Annotated in this window: 16 protein-coding genes; 9 read left to right on the forward strand and 7 right to left on the reverse strand. The window is 62.8% G+C overall.

From position 1 onward, the window contains the following. Positions 1–213: 213 nt before the first annotated feature. Positions 214–2,244 (forward strand): PhoX family phosphatase, encoded by a 2,031-nt coding sequence (locus tag C5F71_RS27805; protein WP_104912523.1) that lies wholly within the window; start codon positions 214–216, stop codon positions 2,242–2,244. Positions 2,245–2,305: 61 nt separating this feature from the next. Here C5F71_RS27805 and C5F71_RS27810 read toward each other — a convergent pair whose 3' ends face one another. The 3 genes from C5F71_RS27810 to gspK all read right to left on the reverse strand — a co-directional run bounded on the left by C5F71_RS27810 (position 2,306) and on the right by gspK (position 5,622). Then, on the reverse strand, positions 2,306–2,617 hold the full coding sequence (locus C5F71_RS27810) for a hypothetical protein (RefSeq protein WP_104912524.1): 312 nt from the start codon (positions 2,615–2,617) through the stop codon (positions 2,306–2,308). 10 nt (positions 2,618–2,627) lie between these two features. Further along, positions 2,628–4,457 (reverse strand): hypothetical protein, encoded by a 1,830-nt coding sequence (locus C5F71_RS27815; protein WP_104912525.1) that lies wholly within the window; start codon positions 4,455–4,457, stop codon positions 2,628–2,630. Between the two features lie 199 nt (positions 4,458–4,656). After that, positions 4,657–5,622 (reverse strand): type II secretion system minor pseudopilin GspK, encoded by a 966-nt coding sequence (gene gspK, locus C5F71_RS27820; protein ID WP_104912526.1) that lies wholly within the window; start codon positions 5,620–5,622, stop codon positions 4,657–4,659. A gap of 161 nt (positions 5,623–5,783) precedes the next feature. Between gspK and tatA the strand changes: the two genes are divergently transcribed. The 3 genes from tatA to tatC are packed head-to-tail and all read left to right on the forward strand — an operon-like array spanning position 5,784 to position 7,038. Beyond that, on the forward strand, positions 5,784–5,999 hold the full coding sequence (gene tatA, locus C5F71_RS27825) for a twin-arginine translocase TatA/TatE family subunit (RefSeq protein WP_070995708.1): 216 nt from the start codon (positions 5,784–5,786) through the stop codon (positions 5,997–5,999). Further along, on the forward strand, positions 5,999–6,295 hold the full coding sequence (gene tatB / locus C5F71_RS27830) for a Sec-independent protein translocase protein TatB (protein WP_104912527.1): 297 nt from the start codon (positions 5,999–6,001) through the stop codon (positions 6,293–6,295). The genes tatA and tatB overlap by 1 nt, the downstream gene beginning before the upstream one ends. After that, positions 6,292–7,038 (forward strand): twin-arginine translocase subunit TatC, encoded by a 747-nt coding sequence (gene tatC, locus C5F71_RS27835; protein ID WP_104912528.1) that lies wholly within the window; start codon positions 6,292–6,294, stop codon positions 7,036–7,038. Before tatB ends, tatC begins: the two co-directional genes overlap by 4 nt. Positions 7,039–7,044: 6 nt before the next feature. Here tatC and C5F71_RS27840 read toward each other — a convergent pair whose 3' ends face one another. Further along, positions 7,045–8,028, reverse strand: coding sequence for a helix-turn-helix transcriptional regulator (locus C5F71_RS27840; RefSeq protein WP_104912529.1), 984 nt, complete (start codon positions 8,026–8,028; stop codon positions 7,045–7,047). Between the two features lie 280 nt (positions 8,029–8,308). On the opposite strand from C5F71_RS27840, the gene C5F71_RS27845 reads away from it, so the two are divergent. Continuing rightward, the gene (locus C5F71_RS27845; RefSeq protein ID WP_256588036.1) at positions 8,309–10,312 is read left to right on the forward strand and encodes a TonB-dependent receptor; all 2,004 of its coding nucleotides are present in this window, start codon (positions 8,309–8,311) and stop codon (positions 10,310–10,312) included. 210 nt (positions 10,313–10,522) lie between these two features. Here C5F71_RS27845 and C5F71_RS27850 read toward each other — a convergent pair whose 3' ends face one another. From C5F71_RS27850 to C5F71_RS27860, 3 genes are read right to left on the reverse strand one after another with little or no spacing between them, the layout of a single operon-like run. Continuing rightward, positions 10,523–12,664 (reverse strand): TonB-dependent receptor, encoded by a 2,142-nt coding sequence (locus tag C5F71_RS27850; RefSeq protein WP_104912530.1) that lies wholly within the window; start codon positions 12,662–12,664, stop codon positions 10,523–10,525. Positions 12,665–12,697: 33 nt separating this feature from the next. Continuing rightward, positions 12,698–15,802: a hypothetical protein gene (locus C5F71_RS27855; RefSeq protein WP_104912531.1), complete on the reverse strand. Its 3,105-nt coding sequence runs from the start codon at positions 15,800–15,802 to the stop codon at positions 12,698–12,700. Then, positions 15,799–16,683, reverse strand: coding sequence for an ABC transporter ATP-binding protein (locus C5F71_RS27860; RefSeq protein ID WP_029300575.1), 885 nt, complete (start codon positions 16,681–16,683; stop codon positions 15,799–15,801). The genes C5F71_RS27855 and C5F71_RS27860 overlap by 4 nt, the downstream gene beginning before the upstream one ends. 552 nt (positions 16,684–17,235) lie before the next feature. Here C5F71_RS27860 and C5F71_RS27870 point away from each other — a divergent pair. From C5F71_RS27870 to C5F71_RS27885, 4 genes are all read left to right on the forward strand, one after another. Beyond that, entirely contained in the window at positions 17,236–18,957 is a 1,722-nt protein-coding gene (locus tag C5F71_RS27870) for an ABC transporter ATP-binding protein (RefSeq protein ID WP_029300573.1), read from the forward strand. After that, positions 18,954–20,699: an ABC transporter ATP-binding protein gene (locus tag C5F71_RS27875; RefSeq protein ID WP_104912533.1), complete on the forward strand. Its 1,746-nt coding sequence runs from the start codon at positions 18,954–18,956 to the stop codon at positions 20,697–20,699. Before C5F71_RS27870 ends, C5F71_RS27875 begins: the two co-directional genes overlap by 4 nt. A gap of 119 nt (positions 20,700–20,818) precedes the next feature. After that, on the forward strand, positions 20,819–21,331 hold the full coding sequence (locus tag C5F71_RS27880; RefSeq protein ID WP_070995701.1) for a MarR family winged helix-turn-helix transcriptional regulator: 513 nt from the start codon (positions 20,819–20,821) through the stop codon (positions 21,329–21,331). 50 nt (positions 21,332–21,381) lie between these two features. Next, positions 21,382–22,311 carry a GNAT family N-acetyltransferase gene (locus C5F71_RS27885; protein ID WP_070995700.1) on the forward strand — a complete coding sequence of 310 codons (930 nt, stop codon included), beginning with the start codon at positions 21,382–21,384 and terminating at the stop codon, positions 22,309–22,311. Positions 22,312–22,329 lie beyond the last annotated feature (18 nt).

Raw genomic sequence — 22,329 nt, forward strand, 5'->3', positions numbered from 1 at the left:
TATCTCTTCTTTAAGGGCGGCATAGTGGGGGTCAATTAATGACGGTTTAATGTCAGTTTTTTAACAGGAGTGAAATAGGCATCCTTGTAACAAAAGGAAATAAAACAAATACACTTAAATACATTTTTAACAAAACCGACCGCGAATCATCACATTCGGCTCTTAGAGTTCGGGCTCCTTTCAAAAATCGTGATCTACAAAGGACCTGATGAAATGAGTCGAGAGACTGGCGACAACCAGAATCGCAACCTGAGCCTCAATGAGCCGATGGAATCGGTACTCACTGCCTACCTGAGCCGCCGCAGTGTGGTACGTGGCGGACTCGGCGCCGCGATCGCCATGATTGCCGGCACCGGCCTGACGGGCTGCTTCGACAGCGGCGGAGGCTCTGACCATGACACCCCGACCACGCCCACCAAGCCTGCGTTGAAGCTGGGCTTCAACTCGATCCCCGGCTCCCTCACCGATGCCTGCACCGTGGCTGCCGGCTACACCGCCCACGTCCTGGCCCCGTGGGGCACGCCGTTGAACAGCAACGCAGCCCCGTGGAAAAGCGACGGCAGCAACACCTCCACCGACCAGGCCAACTCGGTGGGCATGCACCACGATGGCATGCACTTCTTCCCTATCAACGGCAGCTCCACCGACGGCCTGCTGGCGATCAACCACGAATACATCGACGCGCAAGCCCTGCACCCGGCTGGCCCGACCCTGGTTGGCGGTGTGCGTCCGGTCGAAGAAGTGCGCAAAGAGATCAACGCCCACGGCGCTGGCGTGATGCGCATCACCAAGGTCAACGGCCGTTGGCAGGTGATGGAAAACGACCCGTTGAACCGTCGTTTCACCACCGCCACGGTCATGGACCTGGCGGGCCCGATGAAAGGCACCGACCACGTAAAGACCAAGTTCTCCACTACTGGCACCCAGACCCGCGGCACCAACAACAACTGCGGTAACGGCTACACCCCGTGGGGCACCTACCTGACCTGCGAAGAAAACTGGCCAGGGATTTTCGTCAACAAAAGTGGCGCCCGTCCGGCAGACCAGGTGCGCATCGGCGTGGGCACCGGCAATGGCAACTATCGCTGGGAGTCGGTGGCTGGCGACCCGAGCGAAGTAAACGGCGAGTTCAGCCGCTTCAACGTGACCCCAAGCGGCGCCACCGCGACCGACGACTACCGCAACGAAGCCAGCACCTATGGCTACATCGTCGAGATCGACCCCTACAACGCTTCGACCCGCGCCGTGAAGCGCACCGCCCTGGGTCGCTTCCGTCACGAAGGTTGCTGGCCTGGCCTGACCACCGCTGGCAAGCCAGTGGTGTTCTACAGCGGCGACGATTCGCAAAACGAGTACCTGTACAAGTTCGTCTCCACCGCCCTCTGGGACCCGGCCGATGCCAACCCCAGCGATCGCCTGGCCACCGGCGCCAAGTACATGGACAGCGGCAAGCTCTACGTGGCGCGCTTCAACGCCGATGGCAGTGGTAACTGGCTGCTGCTGGACGTGGCCACCAGCACTACCGACGGCAGCACCCTGGGCGCGAAATTCACCGACCTGCCGGGGATCATCCTCAACACCCGCGGTGCAGCCGATGCCGTGGGCGCCACGCCGATGGACCGCCCGGAGTGGACCTCGGTCAACCCGCTCAATGGCGACGTCTACCTGACGCTCACCAACAACACCAGCCGCACGGTGGCCAACCCCGCCAACCCACGGGTGAACAACAAGCACGGGCACATCATTCGCTGGCATGACGCCGATAACCAGGTGTCGTTCACCTGGGACATCTTTGTGTTTGGTGCCAACGCAGCTGGCAGCCCGGACCTCAACCGCTCCGGCCTGACCACCCTGAACCAGTTCGCCAGCCCGGACGGCATGACCTTCGACAGCCGTGGCGTGATGTGGATCCAGACCGACAACGGCGAAAAAACCCTGACCGACTACACCAACGACCAGATGCTGGTGGTAATCCCCACCAACATGGTCGATGCCCAGGGCAAGCAAGTGCCGGTCAATGCCCAGAACCAGGCCGACCTGCGCCGTTTCTTCGTCGGGCCTAATGGTTCGGAAGTGACTGGGGTGACCTTTACCCCGGATAACAAGACGGTGTTCGTCAACATTCAGCACCCGGAAAACTGGCCGTCGACCACGGTTGCCACGGACGTCACGGTTGGGACTGTGCGTCCACGTGCATCCACGGTGGTGATCCAGCGGGCCGATGGGGGGGAATTGGCGATCTGATAGAGGTGTAGCTACGCACCTGTGGCGAGCGAGCTTGCCCGCTCGCCACAAGGTAGCGACTTTACTTTAGGAAGTTTCCACGTGCTTTGAAGATATAAAAAAAACCTGCTCCAGTGGCCCCCTGGGGGGATAACGAACAGTCACTGTCGATGCTAAGCCTGTCCCAGGACGCCAGTCCCTTCGTTCCCGCATTCACCGCCTTCTGCTCGGCGTCCTGCTTTGCGCGATTACAACCCTCTACAGGGTTCGGTGGGTTTATCGCTCCTGCGGCGATTGCAGCAACGCCTTCGAACTTCAGCGTATCCGCGCTCGCCATCGCAATAGTGCTGGCAACCAATGTCAGCGCAACCAACGTATCTCTAAGAAAAGGCATGTTGTTCTCCTTAACACCAAGGCAGACAGATGCGTTTGCCAGCCACCGACCCAACCTGAAGCGGCCTTGGCTTTGGAAGCAATTGCCCCGGGTTGTTGAAGATCGAGTTGTTCCCACCCCAGAACTGGCCCGGGTTTCTGGCGAAAGAATTTGATCCCCCCAAAATCTGATGGGGATGCCTTACAAACGAGTTGTCGCCGCCCCATATCTGATCAGGATTATTGATCACTGAACCGGAGCCGCCAGCAATCTGCCCCATGTTGCGAGCGACCCAGCCGTTTCGACCGACTAGATCATTGGAGTCGCCAAAACAGCCATCACCTCCGATACCATCAGCAAGGCACTTGGTAAGTTCCCGCACGGTGAGTCGGGACGCCATGCAGCCAGCCGCCGCGTAGGGCTGCCCCCCACTAGAAACGATGCACTGGACCGCAATTTGCTGTTCTGGATTGAGCTGCATCTTGAACATATTGGCGCCTGCGCAAGTCGCCGCCAGGGAAATATCACCCTGTGCCTGCGCCGCGCACTGTATTGCAACCTGCTGCTCCCGACTTAACTTGCCCCCCAACAGCTTGTTGGCTGAACAGCTTGCAAATTTTGAAGTATCCCCCGCGGAACTGGCCGCGCAATTGAGTACTGCCTGCTCATTGGGGCCCAGACTATTACCCACAAAAGCAGAGCCCGTACAGGCGGCAAGGTCGTCGGTGTCACCACGGCTCTGCATGGCGCAGCGGGCCAGGATCCGTTGCTCGTCGGACATTTTTATGCCCACGTTGGGCGCTGCGCAGGTGGCGAAAGAGGCTGCATCCGCAGACTCGACAGCGCAATCAACCACCGCTTTCTGCTCCTGGGAAAAGACACGCGTTGACGCACATGTCGCGAACTTCGCGGGGTCACTGTTTGCGTTCGAGGCACAGTTCAGTATCGCCTTCTCGTCGCTGTTCAGAGCTCTGTCCACCAGCGCTGAACCCACGCACGCTTTGAGTTGCTCTTCGCTTCCATTTGCGCCCATTGCGCAACCAACAAGCTTGCGTTGATCAGCAGAAATCTTGATGCCCAGTTTTGGCGCTGCACAATAGGCGAACCTTTGGGTGTCGTTGGACTTGACGGCGCAATCAAGCAGAGCCTGCTGGTTGCCCGGGAGAACGATCTTCTGGCCAGTGCATATGGCAAACGCCGCCACATCAACCTTCACCTGCCTGGCACACGCAGCGGCAATTTTCGCAGGATCGCTCACCCCTGCCGGCAACACAAACGAACCGGGCGCAGGTAAGACGCCCATTCGATCTAGGCTCGATTGCCCGGCAAGCGTACACGGCATCCGACCAAAAGGTCCCTGGCACAAAGGCCCGCCATTCTGATCCCCTGGGGTTCCTACCACCTGCACTGCCCTGGGATTTATCTGCTGGTAGGGATCAACGCCGAGCTGCGCCTGCATCAAGTAATCGCGCAGCGCTTCACAAGGCGCAGGTCCGAACGGCCCCATGCACACGTTGCCGACTTGTTGCAGCTGGAACTCTTGCGCAGCAATTTGGCGCACTGCCAGGAACCATGCGATTTGCTGGCAGGGTGCATTTCCAAGTGGCCCATTGCAGATGGGCCCAAAATAGGGGTGCATACCGACCACGGGTAAGTTGATCGACGCAGCAACCTGTTGGACCTTGATGAAGCGCCGCACATCATCGCAGGGCCCCGGCCCTAAAGGCCCAGCACAGATGGGGCCAAAGACCGGGTCGATGTGGACGACTACAAGAGGTGGGGACGAGCCGGCGACTGCATGGCCAACCCAGAAAAGACACAGCGTAAGAAGATAGGTGATGCAGAGCATAGGCGCGCGCATAAGACTGTCCTGAGTAGTCCTTTCAAGCCCTATGCAAAAATTTACGACTACCCCGCAGGCTCTCTTCCAGATCGAGTTGAGCGAGCGAACGCAAGCGCAGGGTCGGTTCTTTGAATCGATAATGCTTACTTAAATGAGGTATAGACGTTCCACACACAGACGATCTAATAACCGACGAACGTAAGAATGGGTGGGCTTTTCATAGTGGCAACGGCTCCCGCGAGCGCAACAGCATGCCCTGCGCCGGCACTCGCGCATGCCACTTCACCACACCCTGGGCTTCGACACGGTACTGACTGCGAAACCGCTGGCCATCCAGGTCAACCTCCAGTTGCAACAGGAAGTGGTCACCGTTGAGCTGCAACCCTTCACTCAGCCGCTCGAACATCGCATCATCCATCGCCCCCAAGGCCTGGCGCAGTTCGCCCGCATCACGATAGCCCCCTGCCGGGCGCGCGCTGATCAGCCGGGTCAGCACCGAACGCGATACCTCGCCTTCGTACAACGCATCCAGCAGCGGCAGCATCTCCAGATTCAGTGCATTGGCGTTCAGCCGCCAGCCTGCAGTCTCGTCGAGGCTGCACAATTGCGGATAGCGCACAGCCCGGAGCGCGTCGGGCACCGCCAGCAGGTTCAGCTCGCTGATATCGCGCATGCGTTGATTGGCCGCCAGGCGCGGGGGGGATTGGCGCAGGTATTCGTTGCTTTCGGCGCCTTGCAGGCGAGTCTGCTGGTCGGCATCGAGCCAGTCAGCCAGGGTCTGGGCCAGGCGCTCGGCGGCCATGTCGGCTCCCAGCAGATGCACCAGTTGGCGCTGGGCCCGCTCGGCTTCGGGACCGATCAGCGCGTTGACGTTGAAGCAGGTGTGCAGGTCGCGAATCTGGATGCTCGCCTTGCCACCCTTGAAGTCATAAGCCAACGGCTGCCCGCGCATGGCCTGCCAGAACAACGGGCTGGCGCGCCATAGCGGGTCTTGCAGGGCCTGTTCGGTAAAGGCCAGCGCCGCGCGCTCGATCGCCCGCGCCTGTACGCGCTGCTGCACCAGCCGCACGCTATCGACCTGTTGGCGCCCCTGCTCGACCATCCAGGCCATGCCGCCCGCGAGCATGGCCAGGGCCACCAGCACCATCAACAGCGCCGCGCCCTGCTGCCGCTTCTTGTCCATTGCCACGCCACCTTTTATGGAGAACCTGGCGACAGTCAACACACCGGATGTTTCAACCAGGTGGCAGGCTCACACAATTCCCGCAAAAACGTCACCGCAGCGTCATAAAGCCTCGGCAAACTGCGCCTTCATATTTCAAATCAATGGCTTGGAGTGTCGATATGGGTGGTATAGGGATTTGGCAACTGGTCATCGTGCTGCTGATCGTGATGATGCTGTTCGGCACTCGGCGCCTCAAGGGCCTGGGCAGTGATGTGGGTGAAGCGATCAAGGGCTTTCGCTCCTCCATGGGCAGCGAACCCGGTGCCCAGGCGGCGCAAAAGACCAGCCTTGAGGCGCAAACCGAACCTCAGCCACCTGCCGACAGTAAGCACTGATGTTCGATATCGGTTTTAGCGAACTGTTGCTGGTGGGCCTGGTGGCGCTGCTGGTACTGGGGCCCGAGCGCCTGCCGATTGCCGCGCGCAATGCCGGGCTGTGGCTGGGTCGGGCCAAGCGGGCAATGAATACGCTCAAGGCCCAGGTCACCCAGGAACTGGACCACGAACACCTGCTGCAGGGCATCGATCAGCAACCCTTGCGGCAACTGGAGCAGCAACTGCGCGACGGCATCCGCCTGGACGCTAAACCGCTGCCAGAACCCACCACTGCCCCAGGACAACCTACCCCATGAGCGACCTGCCCTTGCCTGCCCCGCGCCTGTCGGTGACGGGCCACCTGACCCGGTTGCGCTCGCGCCTGGTGCGCTGCGTCCTGGCGATCCTCCTGGTGTTTTGCGCCCTCTTCCCCTTCGCCCAGCAGCTGTACAGCTTTGTCTCGCAACCGTTGCGCGACTTCCTGCCCAGCGGCGCAACCATGATCGCCACCGGGGTGACCTCGCCGTTTCTGGCGCCGCTCAAATTGACCATGATGATCGCCCTGTTCATCAGCATCCCGCTGTTGCTGCACCAGGCCTGGGGCATGATCGCGCCGGCGGTGTACCGCCAGGAACGCCGCACCGCCGCCTGGTTGCTGGCCGCCAGTGTGGTGCTGTTTTACGCGGGCATGGCGTTCGCGTTTTTCCTGGTGTTCCCGATGATGTTCGGTTTCTTTACCAGCGTGACTCCGGACGGCGTGGCGATGATGACCGATATCGCCCTGTACCTGGATTTCATCCTCGCGCTGTTGCTGGCGTTCGGCCTGGCGTTCGAAATCCCGGTGGCCACCTTTCTGGTGATCTGGGCCGGGATCACGGACGTGCAGACCCTGCAAAAAAGCCGGCCGTATGTGATCGTCGGCTGCTTTGTGGTGGGCATGCTGCTGACCCCACCGGACGTGTTTTCGCAAACCATGCTGGCGGTGCCGATGTGGATTCTGTTTGAGCTGGGGCTGTTGGCCAGCCGGTCCGTGAACAAGCCGCGTACAGAGGCGCCGTAGGCCGCCTTACGGCTCAGGGGAAGGCCGCAGCAACGAGGTGCTGCGCCCGCCTTGCTTGAGCAGGGATGGATTGATCCCGAATTGCTTGCGAAATGCCGTGGCAAAGTGGCTGGCGTTGGCGTAGCCCAGGTCTGAGGCCACGCGCATCACCGACTCGTCACCTTCCAGCAAGCGACTGCGGGCCTGGGTCATGCGTGCTTGCTGGAACACCCCATACACACTGTTGAGGAACAGCTGGCGGAACCCGCGTGTCAGCTTGGGCTGACTCATTCCGGATTCGCGGGCCAGTTCAGACAGGCTGGGCGCTTTGCCCAGGTCAAGCAGCAAGCGCTCGCGGGCGCGCAGCAGGCGTTGACGATCAAGGGCGCTCAGGCGACAGGCGCAGTCCACGCTACGCCGCGCTTCCAGAAACAGGCTGACCAGAGTCACGCTCTGGCCATACAGCCACAAGCGGCTGCGAGGCTGGCCAGGCGCGTACGCCAGGGCATTGGATAACTGGTGGGCAGTGGCAGTCATTTCGCCGCTACGGTGGCCATCAAGAAAGCAATGGTCACAGGCCAGCGCGCTGTACAGGCTCGGATCGATCTCCAGGTCCCACTGGGTCAACAGGTCGGGATGAATCATCACCGTGATGTTGTCGATTTCGCCCTGCTGCTGATAGAGGCCGTCGCGGCAACGCCCGTAACTGATGCTGCCGCAACCCTGGTCAATGACATAGCGGCGCTGGCGCCTGCCATCGCGGAAGCTGCAGGAAGCCTTGCCCTTGAGCAGGTTGGTAAAACTGAAGTGGATGCGCTCGCTATCGTCGTGCAGGGGCATTTCTACCGGCTGCTCGAAGGTGCTTTGCCAGCGCACGATATCCAGCCCGCCCTGCAAGGTCACGCGGGTGACCCGACACTGGTTGCCGGGCCCGAAATCGCCCCCGTAACCGTCGGCAATAATCCGCGAGACCGGCATGAACGCCCGCGCCTCTTCCTCAGTGGCTGACATCTTGGATCTCCTTGCTGACCGGATACGGCTCGAATCAGACCACATCGGGGTAGAGGCGCGCAATTGATAATCACTAGCATCTGACGCGCTGCAGTTGCTCCCTTAGCCGCCGTCGCCCGCCGCGACGCGCATTGCCCGAAACCTCAGTCAAGGCCCCATCATGTCTGCACCCAGCCCATCGACGACCAGCCGTGGATCACCGTACATTCGTTATACTATAACAACTCTTATCGGTTGCACACTCACTCATTCAGCCTTGGCCGACACGGTCAGCCAAACCGTGCAGTTGCCGGCTTCGACCGTCACCGCGCGCATGGAGCAAGAGGACCCCAAGGAAGTACCGATCAGCCTCAGCGTAATCAGCGGCGAACAGTTGCGCACCCAGCGCCTTGATACCCTGGAGAGCGCCCTGCGCAACACGTCCGGGGTCAGCGTCAACTCCTCCGGCGGGCCCAATGATTTCAATGTGCTGATCCGTGGCGTGGGCTCGCTGTACCAGATGTCAATGGATGACAGCTCGGTGGCGTTCAATATCGATGGTGTGCCGGTTTCATCACGCAGCCTGGGTTTTGAAACCCTGGATGTGGACCGCATCGAAGTCCTCAAGGGGCCCCAGGGCACCTTGTCCGGAGCGATTGGCCAAGCCGGCGCGGTGAATATCACCACACGCCAGCCGACTCGCGAATTGGAAGGTTATGTGCGCGGCGAAGTCGGCCAGCAAGGCCAGTTCCTCACCGAAGGCGCAGTGGGCGGGCCGCTTACCGACAACGTCAGCGGCCGCCTGGCGGTGCGCCGGGCCGGGTACGACAGTTGGATCGACAACGACCAGACCCATCACCCCCAGACCAAACCCCGCAACGAAGCGTACCGGGGCAGCCTGCTGTGGGATATCAACGACGACACCCGCGCGCTGTTCAGCGCCGAGCGCCAGAAGACCACCCGCGCCACCAATTCCCTGGTGCTGCGCCCATACGGCAGCGACCCGAGCCTGGACCTCACTCCCGGCCTGTTCGACGACAACTACAAGACCACCGAACGTTATGCGATCAAGGTCGAACATGACTTCGCCAACAGCCGCCTGACCTCAACCAGCGCCACCTCCACCGCCGACTTCGAAGGGCTGATCGCCTATGACAGCAAGCTGATGGGCGCTCTCTATGGCACCCCCGGCGAGTTCTGGGTGGTGGACAAATCCTTTGAGCGCTCCTGGAGCCAGGACGTGCACCTGAGCTCCCTGCCGGGCGCCGAGGTGTTCTGGGTCACAGGGCTGGCCGCCGCGCGCAACGAGCGCACCTACGACACCCCGCGCAATACCTACGGCACCTCGGGCGCCAAGTTTCGCGACTTCACCACGACCACCTATGCCGGCTACGGCGAAGTCACTTTCCCCTTGACCGAGCAGTTGAAACTGACCACCGGCTATCGTCACTCCTGGGACCGCAAGACCTATGACGGCGAGTATTTCTCTGCAAATGCTTCAGTCAATGACTCACGCAAACTCACGGACAACTACGGCACCGGTCGCGCCGCCCTGAGCTATGCGCTTACCCCACAAACCAACGTGTATGTGCAATTGGCGCGAGGCTATAAATCCGGCGGTTTCAATGATTACGCGTCACAGGTCAGCGACAGCGAACCCTACAAGGCGGCTGTCAGCAAGGCAGCCGAACTGGGCTTCAAAAGTCAAACCGATGACCATCGTGGCAGCCTCAACGGCGCGTTGTTCTTCACTCGCGTACACGACGACCATCTGCTGGGGTACGACGCCGCAACCTTCGCCACCAACGCCTTCAATGCCGACACCCGTAGCCGTGGCGCCGAACTGGAAGGCAGCTGGCGCTTCGACTACGGCTTGACCGTGGCCGCCAGTGCCACCTACCTCGACGCGAAGATCACCAGTGCTGTGAATGGCATCCAGGCCGGTGACGTCGCCGCCGGCAACCGGACCCCGGATGTACCCCGCTGGAGTGGCAACTTCAACGTCGCCTGGGAGCACCCATTGGGCAATTACGCCGGCCTGGGTGACACCACCCTCAACACCAGCCTCAACTACCACCTGGTGGGCGAACGGGCGGCCGATCCGCAGAACCATTTCAACCTGGATAACTACGAGAAACTCGACCTGCGCGCCGGCCTGCAAAGCAAGTTCGGCGAGGTATATGCCTATGCCGACAATCTGCTGAACCAGACCTACGACACCTATGGTTTCTACAGCGACCCAGTGGCCTACGGCGCACCCGCGCGCCGTCGTACTCTGGGCGTCGGCTACACCTATCAGTTCTGATCAATCCCCTTGTAGGAGCTGGCTTGCCTGCGAAGGCGGCAGGTCAGCCAACATCCTTGGCAGCGCCGACGCCATCGCAGCATGAGTATCTACACAACTCTCTCTTCTGGGGATATGTACCCAACCCCAAGAACCATCAAAGAGTTGTGTAGATACTCATGGCCACCGCGGGCAAGCCAGCTCCTACAAGGTTTGTTGGCTAAGCCTCTGTCAGAACGAATAGCTGTAACCCACGCCCGCCGACCGTCCCCTGGCCGGCATCCCGGTCAGTACTTGGTCGGTGGAGTACGAACCGTACAAGTCATAGCGCGCATCCAGCAGGTTGTCGCCCCACAGGTAGACTTCCGAGCCGCCGCTTTCCAGGCCCAGGTGCAGGTCCAGCTTGGCATAGCCCTTGAGGTCATAGTGGTTCTGCGGGTCTGCCGGGCGGTTTTTCTGCAGGCGGTAATTGAGCAATGTATTGAGCTGCGGTGCCGGCAGGCCCAGGAGGTTGGGCAGATCCTTGTGCCAGACCACGCTGAAATTGCCACTCCACAACGGCACGTCCGGCACCCGGCTGCCTGCCACCACGTCGCCGCCAGAAACACCCGGCGCATCGGAGGTCACCAGCGCGTTGGTGTAGCTCACGGCACTGCCCAGGGTCAGTTGATCAGTAACGTGCCAGGTGCTCGACAGCTCGGCACCCTTGCTGCGAGTGTCGGCATTCACCGCACTGACGGCCACGGTCTTGAAGTCATACCCCAGCAAATGGTCATCGCGTACCCGGGTGAAGAACAATGCGCCCTCCAGGCTCAACGCACCGCCCTCGCTTTCATGCTTGAACCCCACTTCGGCCGCACTGACCTTGGCCGCCTTGTACGGCTCACTGTCCGCGACCGAGGTCGCGTAATCATTGAAGCCGGCAGACTTGTAGCCACGGGAAAGCACCGCATAGAGATTGGTCTGCGGCGTCAACGCATAGGCCAGCGCCACGCGCCCGGTGCTGTAGTTGTCTTGCAGTTGGCGGCTGTCGCTGGCCTGATTGCCTGCACTCGTATATTCACCGCCGTAGGTCTTGCGATCCCAGGTGTGGCGCAGGCCGGTGGTGAGTTTCCAGTCCTCGGCAATCGGGAAGGTGATCTCGCCATACGCCGCGTAGCTGTTGGTACTGAACTCACGTTGCTGAAGCGCGCCGTTGGTGAAGTTGCTCGAGTCGAAATTGCGCTCGGAACGGGACAGATTGACCCCACCCACCCAGAACACTTCGGCCTCTGGCAGAGAGCCCAGGCGCAGGTCCTGGCTCCAGACCCGTTCGTGGGCCGAGTCCTCAATGAGGTATTCAAAGGGTGAGCCGTACAGTGCACGGGTGATGTTGCGGTCATAACCCTTGACGGCCTTGAAGTCGGTGCTGGTGTAGGCCGTGATCGAGGTGATCCGCGCTTGCGCCAGATCGTGGTTGAGCTCAAAGGAATAGCGCTCATTGGTCTTCTGGTTGCCGTCAAATACGCCGGGGGTGTAGTCCAGGCGTGGGCTGTTGCCAAAGGGCCGCAGCATTTCCAGGCCGGCGTAGTGCTCGGCGCGCTGGCGTTCGGCAACCAGCAGCCCAGTGGTACCGGCGTCGTTGTCCCACAGCAGGCTGCCACGCAAGGCCAGGTCGCGAGGCGTGGTCATCGGGTCGCCATCCTGCTGGTTGTCGACCCAGTTATCGAAGCCACTGCGACGCACCGCAATGCGCCCGGCCAGGGTCTCGGTCAAGGGACCGCCCACCGCGCCTTCGCTCATGAACTGGCCTTGCTGGCCGACTTCACCCCGCACATAGCCTTCGACCTCACGGGTGGGCTTGCGGGTGGTGACGTTGATCGCCCCGGCCTCGCTGTTGCGCCCCAGCAAGGTGCCCTGAGGCCCCTTGAGCACTTCGACCTGTTGCACATCGAGGGTGGCCATGGCTGCGTTGCGCACCGACATCGGGACGCCATCGACGTTCAGCACCACCGAGCCGTCATCCATGCTCATCTGGTTCAGCGAGCCCACGCCACGAATCCGCACATTGGCGTCATTCGCCCCACCCCAGGAATTGACATCCACACCCGGGGTGCCGCGCAACGCATCCTCCAGGGTGCGCAGGCGCCGGGTTTGCAGGGTGTGCTCGTCAAGCACCGAAAGGCCAAAGGGAATGTCCCTGGCACTTTCCTGGTTCAACCGCGCGCTGACGGTCACCGGTGCCAGCTCCAGGGCCTGCGCGGGAGGCTGGTAGTCGGCCGCAAACGCGCTGCACGCCTGGCTGGACAAGGCCAGCGCCAGGGCTTGGGTGAGGACGTTGGCGCGCCAACCCTGCGGGTGGTGTAACGGTTTGAGTAGCCACTGATCAAGCATGCAAAACTCCAGGCAGATAAGAGAGGGATAGGTTCATTGCGGCGTGCCCCAACGCTGGCGCGCCTGGGCGATCACCTGATCCGAGGGCGCACCCAGCAGCCCTTGAATCAAGGGGGGCCATCCCTGGCCTGTACGGATTTGTGCAGTCATGTCCAGAAGTTGGGCAGCGCTCTGGCTGGCAGCCCAGTCGAGGCTGGCCAGGGCCGCATAAGGCGCGGCCCAGCCCTGCTGCCGGGCGTTGGCCAGGGTGCCGATCGGCTCGCCGTCACTGCCCAGCAAGCGGGTCAGGTCATCGGCCTTGAGCCCGATCAGTGCGGCACGGGCCTGGGGACCGTCGACTTCGCCGACACACAGCAAACCCAGCGCTCCGGCAACCCCCTGACTCAGCCATACATGACCCGGTTGTTCGCGCAGGTCGCTGGCGCTGAGCAGTCGCTGGCGGGCCAACAGTTCGGCGATGTGGGCGCGTCGTGCCCAGCGCCCGACGCCGGCTGGCGCCACGTCCCAGTCCGGGGTCTGGGCCAGCAGCAGGTGGTCGTTGCTCAGGCGACTGTCCCCCATGCCGCTGGGCCATTGGCTCACCTCGCTGACCGGTGGACTGGCGCCCAGATGCTGCGCGACACAGGCAGACATGGCGGCGAGGTCCTCGCGCACCTCGCGGGCGGTGGTCTGGCGACTGGCATCGGCCAGTACTCGTACACCGTCCAGTTCATGGGTCACGGTCGCCGAGGTCAGGGCATAGGCGAAATCCAGCGGCTGTTCACTGCGACCACTGAGGGACTGCCCCTGGGCGTCGATGGTCCAGTGCCAGGCCCCGGCCGGTGCAACCGCTTGCGCGGCTACGGCCGCCCCTTCGGGCAGCACGGGTGCCACAGCAGGCAAGCCGGCAGCCAGACGCTGAACTGGCGCACGCAAGCCAAGTTCCGGGTCCAGGCCTAGGCGCGGTACCACCCGCCGCGCTTGCAGCCATACCGCCTGAGGGCTCAGCCAGATCCCCTCGCCTTCGCTCGACCAACCGCTGGCACTCAGGGTCCAGTGCAAGGTCACCTGGCAACCGCTCGACGCACAGGCACCCAGGGCCAGCCGCAGATGATCATGGGCTTGCTCAACCACCACCGACTGGCCCATCACCCTGGCGTCCGTCACCTGCAGACCCGCTGGCAACTCGGCATCCAGATGGCCATTGGCGGCGATCACGCCTTCCAGGGTCCACTGCCCTTGCACGTGGCGTTGGGCACTGTCGATCTGCAACTGCAATTGCCCGCCGGCCACCTGGAAGGCACCGGCGCCGCCCAGCCAGTGCTGCTCCCAGGCGGCGCTGTCGGCACGGGCCTGAGCAGCGGTTTGGTAATCGCCCTGTACCACCAATTGGCGGTGCAACACGCTACCGCTGCCGAACATCACCAGCACACCCACTGCCAGCAACACACCGGGCACGCCGCGTAGCCGCGCCCCCAGGTCGGCAAGACGCCGCCGCTCCGGTCCACGGGGCACTGCCAGCGCCGCCAGTGCGACCAGCACCAGGCACAGCGCAAGCTTCCAACTGGCCAGCGTGCCGAGATAGGCCAGCCATGGGGCCCAGCCGGTCAACGCCGACAACGCCACGTGGCCAGGGATCGCCATTTCATAGGCCGGGTAACTTACCAGTCCCAGTTCGTGATTGAGCACCAGGAAAAACGTCAGCAACATCGACGTGGCGTATGCCAGGCCGGACCGCCGGATCAGCGCATGCACCAGCACCGTCAGCATCGCCAACTCCAATAATGGCGGGGCGAACACCAACAATGAGTAGATCAGCGCAGACCCTGGGGCCAGGCTGGCTGGCGCAACCACCGCGCTGATCACCAGGCTGGCGATGCCAGGCACCAAGGCCAGCGCCAGCGTGGCGAGCACCACACACAGCACCTGACCGAAAGTACGCAACCACACGGGCGCCGGCGTGGCGTGCAGCATTGCCCCCAGCCCCTGTACATCATCACGCCGGCAGATCAGGCCCACCAGCGCCGCCACCATAAAGGCAATCACCAGGAATAACGCGCTGGCCAGCAGCGGCAACGTCAAGTCAGCGCGCGGCACCATCGGCCCACGGGCATGCCACACCCCATGCACAAGGCCGCTGAGCACGCCCATCACCACCAGCAGGCCGAGGGCCAGCCACCAGACCTTGCGTGCAAACACCTGGCGGGTCTGCCAACAGGTTTCCAGCCATAGCGCCCGCGGCCAGTGGCTGGCCAACACCGGACCAGGCAAGCTCACATCCAGGGCCAGTTGCATCGGTGGCTCTGCCAGTACCGCACCGCTGCGCCGGCCCATCAAACCCTGGCGCGTCGCGCGGGCCAGGGACCAGGCCAACAGCAGCAGCGGCAGCACACACCACAGGCCCCGGTTGAGCCAGAACCCCGGCGTGAGGTCCAGCAGTGCCTGGGATTTTTGCGCTGCGGTCCAGGTTTCCACCTGGGCCTGGGCGAAAGTGAACAGCGACGGATCGAGGCTGGTCGCCAGCAGCGGGTTGATATGCCCACCCTTGAGCACCACCACGGCGAACATCCACAGCAACATCAACACCGTCGCCAGGGCAAACGGCGCGGCCAGGCCCCGACTGCGCAGCGCCAGCCAGTAATACAGAGCGCCCACGCCGGTACTGACCGGCAACAGCAACGCGGCCCAGGCAAAACCCAGCGCAGACCAGGCCGGCGCGCCGATACTCGCCGCCGGCACCCAACCCAGCCAGGCGAGGACCGGGCTCAATAAGAAACCGACAATCAGCGAACTGGCCAGCAGCCCACCGACCACGGCGGCGCCGATGAAGCGCCCCCATAACAACGCCGGCAACGACACCGGCAGTGCCAGCAACACCTCTTCCAATTGCGCCTTGCGGTCCCGCAGGGCGGGCTGGGCGAACACCCAGGCCCAGGCAAAAAACAGGAAAAACATACAGCCGCAGGCCATCAAGTAGATCAGGCTCGGGGCATTGCGCGGGATGTCGCTGGCGCCCATTTTCTGCACGTAATCGGCATTGGTCAGGGACATCAACAGGTAGCCGGCCAGGCCCAGAAACACCAGCAAGGGAATACCACTGCGCAGCCCGGCGCGCACTTCCACCCAGGCTTCACGCATCATCAGGGCGAAGGTGCTCATGCGTCGACCGCCTCGCCGGCCTGGGCCAGCGCCAGGTAATAAATATCTTCCAGGCGCGGTGCGTGGGGCATGAAGCGTGGGTCGGCCGGCCGTTCACCCTGCACAATCACCCGACTGCCCTCGGGGCTGGCCGCCACGTGCAAGGCCGCCGGCAAGGTTTCGCCGCGCCCAAACGACGCCGCCCACAGGCGCCCCTGCTCCGCGCCCAGCAACGCCTGAGGGCTACCCTCCACCAGGATCTGCCCGCCAGCCAACACCGCAAGGCGGCTGCACAGGTTCTCGACGTCTTCGACAATATGGGTCGACAACAACACAATCGACTCAGCGGCCACGTCCGCCAACACCCGGTGAAACCGGTTGCGCTCCGCCGGATCAAGGCCCGCCGTCGGCTCATCGACAATCAACAAGCGCGGCGAACCCACCAGCGCCATGGCGATGCCAAAGCGGCGCAGCATGCCTCCCGAATAAGTGGCTAGCGCACGGTGCGCGGCATCCTGCAGATTGACCTTGGCCAACAGGCCTTCGATTTCTGCGCGGCGTTGGCGACTATCGGTACGGCCCTTGAGCCAGGCGAAGCGGTCCAGCAAGTCGCGTGCGCTGACGCCCGGATATGCCCCCAGTTGTTGCGGCAGGTAGCCAAGGCGGCGACGCAGGTGGTTGGAGTCGGCCAGCACATCCACGCCATCCAGATGGATGCTGCCCGCGTCGGGCTGCTGCAAGGTCGCCAAGGTGCGCATCAGGCTACTTTTGCCGGCGCCATTGGGGCCGAGCAACCCGTACATACCGGGGCCGACGCTCAGGTCCACGCCGCGCAGCGCTTGTACGCCGTTGTTGTAGCGCTTGCGCAGGCCGCGCACCTGCAAACCCGAATCGACTGACATCTGCAACTCCATGGGCAGCGCGCCGATACCGGCTCCCGATCCAGGGACAGCGGGCCTGCCGGGCGGCACTTGTTTGGGAATGATTGCCCTTAAGAGGCATAGGTATCGACACAACTTTCAGAAACTGACGAACTCCCCTGTGGCAAGCGGGCTCGCCCCGCGCTGGGCTGCGAAGCAGCCCCAAAAGCCCCGCCGCGTTTCTTCAGATAAACCGCGATGGCCGGGTTTGGGGCTGCTTCGCAGCCCAGCGCGGGGCGAGCCCGCTCGCCACAACTGGGCTATCTGCCTGGATTTAGGCGTTACGGCAAAGTTGTGTAGATACCTATGCTTGAGAGAGACAGCCTGGGACGGTAGCCACGCACGCGGGTGCGCTCTACCCGATTCAAGTCAATTTCCAACCGTATCGCGCAGTCGCCAGCGCCGCGGCCCACCGCAGCGGTGCTCAAGCCCGACACCGGCATGCGGATTGGAGGGGCAATCGACTCGATACGGGTAGCGGCCAACGTGACAGCGATTAGCATCGGTGCCCGTGTAAACGCCAACGGAAACCCCATGACTAGCGCCCTAGACACCCTGCAACGCCCGGTCAACCACCTGATTCGCCTTGGCGTGGCGCTCGCCGCCGTCGGGGCCTTGGTGAACCTGGTGCCCTATGTTGCCTTGACCGAACTGGCGCGCCTGCTAATGGCCGGCACTGCCGAACCGCAAGCCCTGTGGCTGTGCGCCGGCTGGGTGGTGATTGCCCTGAGTGTCGGCTGGATGGCCTGCGGCGCCGCCCTGTGGCTGACACACCTGGCCGACCATCGCTTGCAAGCCAGCCTGCGCGAAGCGCTGGTTGGCAAGCTCGCACGCGTGCCGCTGGGCTGGTACACCGAGTCGAGTTCCGGCGCCGTGCGCAAGGTAGTCCAGGACGATCTTGAAGACCTGCATCACCTGATCGCCCACCACGCCGTGGAACGTACCGCCGCCATCGTCACACCCCTGGCAGGGCTGGTGTGGCTGGCCAGCCTGAACTGGCGACTGGCGCTGCTGGCAGTGCTGACTCTGCCGCTCTATAGCCTGGCCTATGCCCTGATGATGCGCGGCTTCGGCAGCAAGATGCAGTTGCTGGACCAGAGCATGACCCGTATCAGCGCAGCCATTGTCGAGTTCGTCCACGGGATTGCCGTAGTCAAGGCATTCGGTCGCGTCGGCCAGGCCCATCGCGGCTATCAACAGGCAGTCAACCAGTTCAGCCAGCAGTACGCCGGCTGGGTGCGGCCCTTGCTGCGCCTGGAGGCCATTTCGTCCATGGCCCTGAGCGTGCCGGTGATTCTGCTGGTGAGCCTGGGGGTGGGCAGCCTGTGGTTGAGTCGCGGCTGGATCACCCCACTGCAATTGTTTGCCGAGACGCTGGTGGCGGTGGTCATTCCACAGTCCCTGCTGGTGATCAACCAGAGCCTGGCCGCCCAGCGCACTGCCCAGGCCGCCGCCGGGCGAATCGAAGCCCTGTTGAACGTAGAAGAACTGCCCACGCCGGACCACTGCCGCGAACCGGTGGGGCACGATGTGAGGTTCGAACAGGTCGAGTTTGGCTACGACGCAGCGCACCCGATCCTCAAGGGCATCGACCTGTATTGCCCGGCCGGTACGATCACCGCTTTAGTGGGCAGTTCCGGTGCCGGTAAATCGACCCTGGCCAAGTTGGTGCCGCGTTTTCATGACGTCAACGCTGGCCGGGTGCTGGTGGGCGGTGTCGATGTGCGGCAGATCGACCCGGGCCAGTTGTACCGGCACGTCGGTTTTGTTTTGCAGGATGCGCAACTGGTGCATGGCAGCGTGGCCGATAACCTGCGCCTGGGCTGCCCCGGTGCCAGCGATGAGCAATTGCAGGCGGCCGCCCGCGCGGCGCAGATTGATCAGCGCATCCTGGCCCTGCCCCGGGGTTATCAGTCCGTGATTGGCGAAGACGCGACTCTTTCCGGCGGCGAGGCCCAGCGCCTGTCAATCGCCCGTACGCTGCTGGCGGACACCCCGGTGCTGGTCCTCGACGAAGCCACCTCCCACGCCGACCCGCAATCCGAGGCGCTGATCCAGGATGCGCTTTCTGCGCTGGCGCGAGGGCGCACGGTACTGGTGATTGCCCATCGCCTGGCGAGTATTCGCGATGTCGACCAAATCGTCGTGCTCGATCAGGGTCGCGTTGTGGAATGTGGTCGCCATCAGCAACTGCTGCAGGCCAACGGCGCCTACTCTCGGTTATGGCACGCCAGCGCGCTGGAGGCCTCGTTATGATCCGCAGCCTGTCGACCTTGTTGGGCCCGGGCCACGCCACGCGCCTGTATCGCTACCTCGCCTGGCTGGTGGCCAGTGCCATGCTGCAAGGCTTGGCGGTGGCGTTACTGGTGCCGATCCTCCACGCGCTGTTTGCCGGCGACCTGCCGACGGCCATGACCTGGCTCGCCGGCCTCGCGGCGATGGTGGTGCTGACCTGCATTGCCCACTACCAGCAGGCGATGCAGGGGTTCGCCCTGGCGCTGCTGGTGCTTACCACTTTGCATGAGCGCCTTGGCCAGCACCTGATGCGCCTGCCCCTGGGCTGGTTCGACAGCGAGAAGGTCGGCCAACTGTCGCGCAGCGCCACCAGCGGCACGCTGATGGTCACCGGGTTGTTTGCCCATTATCTGGGCCCGGTGGTGTCCGGCGTGGTGGTACCTGCCACCGTGGCGCTGACCCTGTTTGTGTTTGACTGGCGACTGGGGCTGACGGCGGTACTGTGCGCGCCGCTGATCTATTTCACCCATCACTGGTCGGCCAATGCCATTGGCGCCAATGACGCGCGGGTCGAAGCCGCCGCCAGCGAAGCCGGCAACCGCGTGGTGGAATTTGCCCGCTATCAGCAAGTGCTGCGCGCCTTTGGCCAGGCCCAGGGCGGCTATCGGCCGTTGCAGGCGGCCAACCACGCGCAACAACAGGCCGGGGGCTCGATGCTGGCGCAGACCTTTCCCAAGTTGCTGGCCGGAGGCCTGAGCGTGCAACTGGCGTTCGCCCTGCTGGTTGGCGTGGGCATTGCCCTGGCCGTGACCCAACAGATCGACGCCATCGATTTGGTGGCCTTGCTGGCCCTGGCCGCGCGGTTTGTCGGGCCCCTGGCGGAGGCCGCCGCGCGCAGTGGTTTGTTGCGTATGGCCGGCAACGACCTGGAGCAACTGGTGAGCATCCTGCACCAACCACCGCTGGCGGAACCGGCGCACAGCCAACCCATGACCGCCCCCGGCAGCCTCGAATTTGAACACGTGGGCTTTGCCTACCCCAGTGGCCCGCCGGTGCTCAAGAACCTGAGTTTCAGCGCCCAGGCCAACACCATGACCGCGATTGTCGGCGCGTCGGGCTCGGGCAAGACCACTGTCACCCGCCTGCTGATGCGCTTCTTCGATGCCAGCTCGGGCTGCGTCAAGGTGGGCGGCGTGGATGTGCGCGCGCTGTCCAGCGAAGCCCTGATGGGGCAGCTGTCTTTGGTGATGCAGGACGTGTATCTGTTCGACGACAGCCTGGAGGCCAACATCCGCGTCGGCAACCCGGATGCCAGCCCTCGGCAGTTGGCGCAAGCGGCAACATTGGCTGGCGTCGATGAGATCGTCGCGCGCCTGCCACAAGGCTGGGACACCCCGGTCGGTGAAGGGGGTGCCAGCCTGTCCGGCGGTGAACGCCAACGCGTGTCCCTGGCGCGTGCCCTGCTCAAGCGCGCGCCGATTGTGCTGCTGGATGAAGCCACGGCGGCACTCGATCCGCAGAATGAGGCTTACGTGCAAGCCGCCATTGGCACGCTGATCCAGCGCGCCACCGTGCTGGTGATCGCCCATCGCCTGCCGACCATCATGGCTGCCGACCAGATCCTGGTGCTCGATGAAGGTCGCCTCGTGGAATCGGGTACCCACCGTCAGTTGCTCACTAACAACGGGCGTTACGCCGGTTTTTGGCACGAGCGTCAACGGGCCGGCGGCTGGCGACTGAAACAGGAGCGGCCCTCGTTGTAGAAGCCGGCTTGCCGGCGATGGCGCCCTATAAAGCGACACGCATCCCGATGACGAAGGCGCCCAGCATCGACATTAAACAAAATGTTGACTTAGTAAGGCGCCAAGATAAACTGCGCCTTATGAATATTTTAGAGAACAAACACCACATCATGCTGCGCGAGCTTGATGGGGTGCCAGCCGAGGTCAGGGACAGTGTCAAGCTGTGCTTCGAGCTGCTGTCGGCCGCGGCCGCGATCAATCGTGTGTGTGCCATCCGCCTGGCGCGCTACAACCTGTCGGAGGGCCGCTTCGTCATCATGCTCACCCTCAAGAGTGCCGGCGGCAAGCTGTCGCCGCTGGAGTTGGCGACGCGCCTGTCGATTACCACCGGCACCGTCACCGGCTTGCTCGATGGCTTGCAGGGCGACGGGTTTATCAAGCGCAAGACCGACCCCACCGACCGGCGCAAGCTGATCATCAGCCTGACCGCCGACGGTAAACGCGTGGTCGATGAGGTGTTTGCCGAACACACCGATTGGATCAGCGGCATCATCCAGGGCTTGAGCATTGAGCAGCGCCAGGCATTGTCCGAGTCGATCTATTGCATTTCGGCCAGCCACGCACTGTCCCAGCAACTGCCGGATGAGCATTAGGCCCGGGTTTCAATTGCTTCAATCGCGGTAGTCACACAAGGAGGTGTTTGATGCTGCACAGTCAACGAGTGATGACCAATTTCGGCAGGAAGCCACGGATCCACAGTGGCGTCGATGTCATCCGCCACAGCATGGTTTCCCTGGAACGCTATATCCCTCCCACGCTTTACCGGCGCTTGTTTATCAAGCGTATCGCCCGTCATCCCCTGGCCATCGAAGGCTTTGAGTTTCGCCCGGTGCAAAGCCTGTTCGAACTGGAAGAGGCGTTGCGCCTGGTCAACGACAGCTATGCACGGCGCGGTATCTCCACGGTGTGCCGGGCCGGTATGCGCTTTTCGGCGTTCCATCTGCTGCCGGGCACCACCACCTTTGTGGCGATCAAGGATCAACAGATCGTCGGCACCGTCTCGTTGATCGAGGACTCCATGCTCGGTTTGCCCCTGGAAGAAGTGCATGGCAACGAGGTCGTCATGCAGCGCCTGGCCGGCGGCCGGCTGGCAGAGGTCGGCACCCTGGCGGTGGCTGCAGGTTACCGGGGCAAAGGGGTGCCCTTGATGCTCTACAACGCGATGTTTCGCTGGGCCATGCATTTTCGCGGGGTACAGCGCTTGCTGATCGCCGTGCATCCGCGGGCGGGGGCGTTTTATCGCAATGTATTGTTCTTTTCGCCCATGGGCCGGGTGCAGCCCTACACCAAGCTAAACAATGCCCTGTCGCTGCCCTTGTGTCTGGATCTGGGCAACGCGCCGGCAATTTTCCAGCAGGCCTATGAGCGCCCTGCCCTGGGGTTTGCCGTCGAAGGTCAGCGCACGCATTTCTTCGATTTTTTCTGCCGCAGTGACTACGCCCATATCCGCCTGCCCGCTACCGGCAGCGTACGCCGCTGGGACGCACAAGAAGTGCTGACCCATATGGCGCGCTGTGGCGTGCACGGCCGAAACCTGTCGCCACGGGTTCAGCGAGCACTGGCCCTGGCGTAAGCACGTTCAAACGTCATT

Origin of the sequence: Pseudomonas sp. LG1D9 (genome assembly GCF_002949995.1) — a bacterium.
GTDB lineage: Bacteria > Pseudomonadota > Gammaproteobacteria > Pseudomonadales > Pseudomonadaceae > Aquipseudomonas > Aquipseudomonas proteolytica.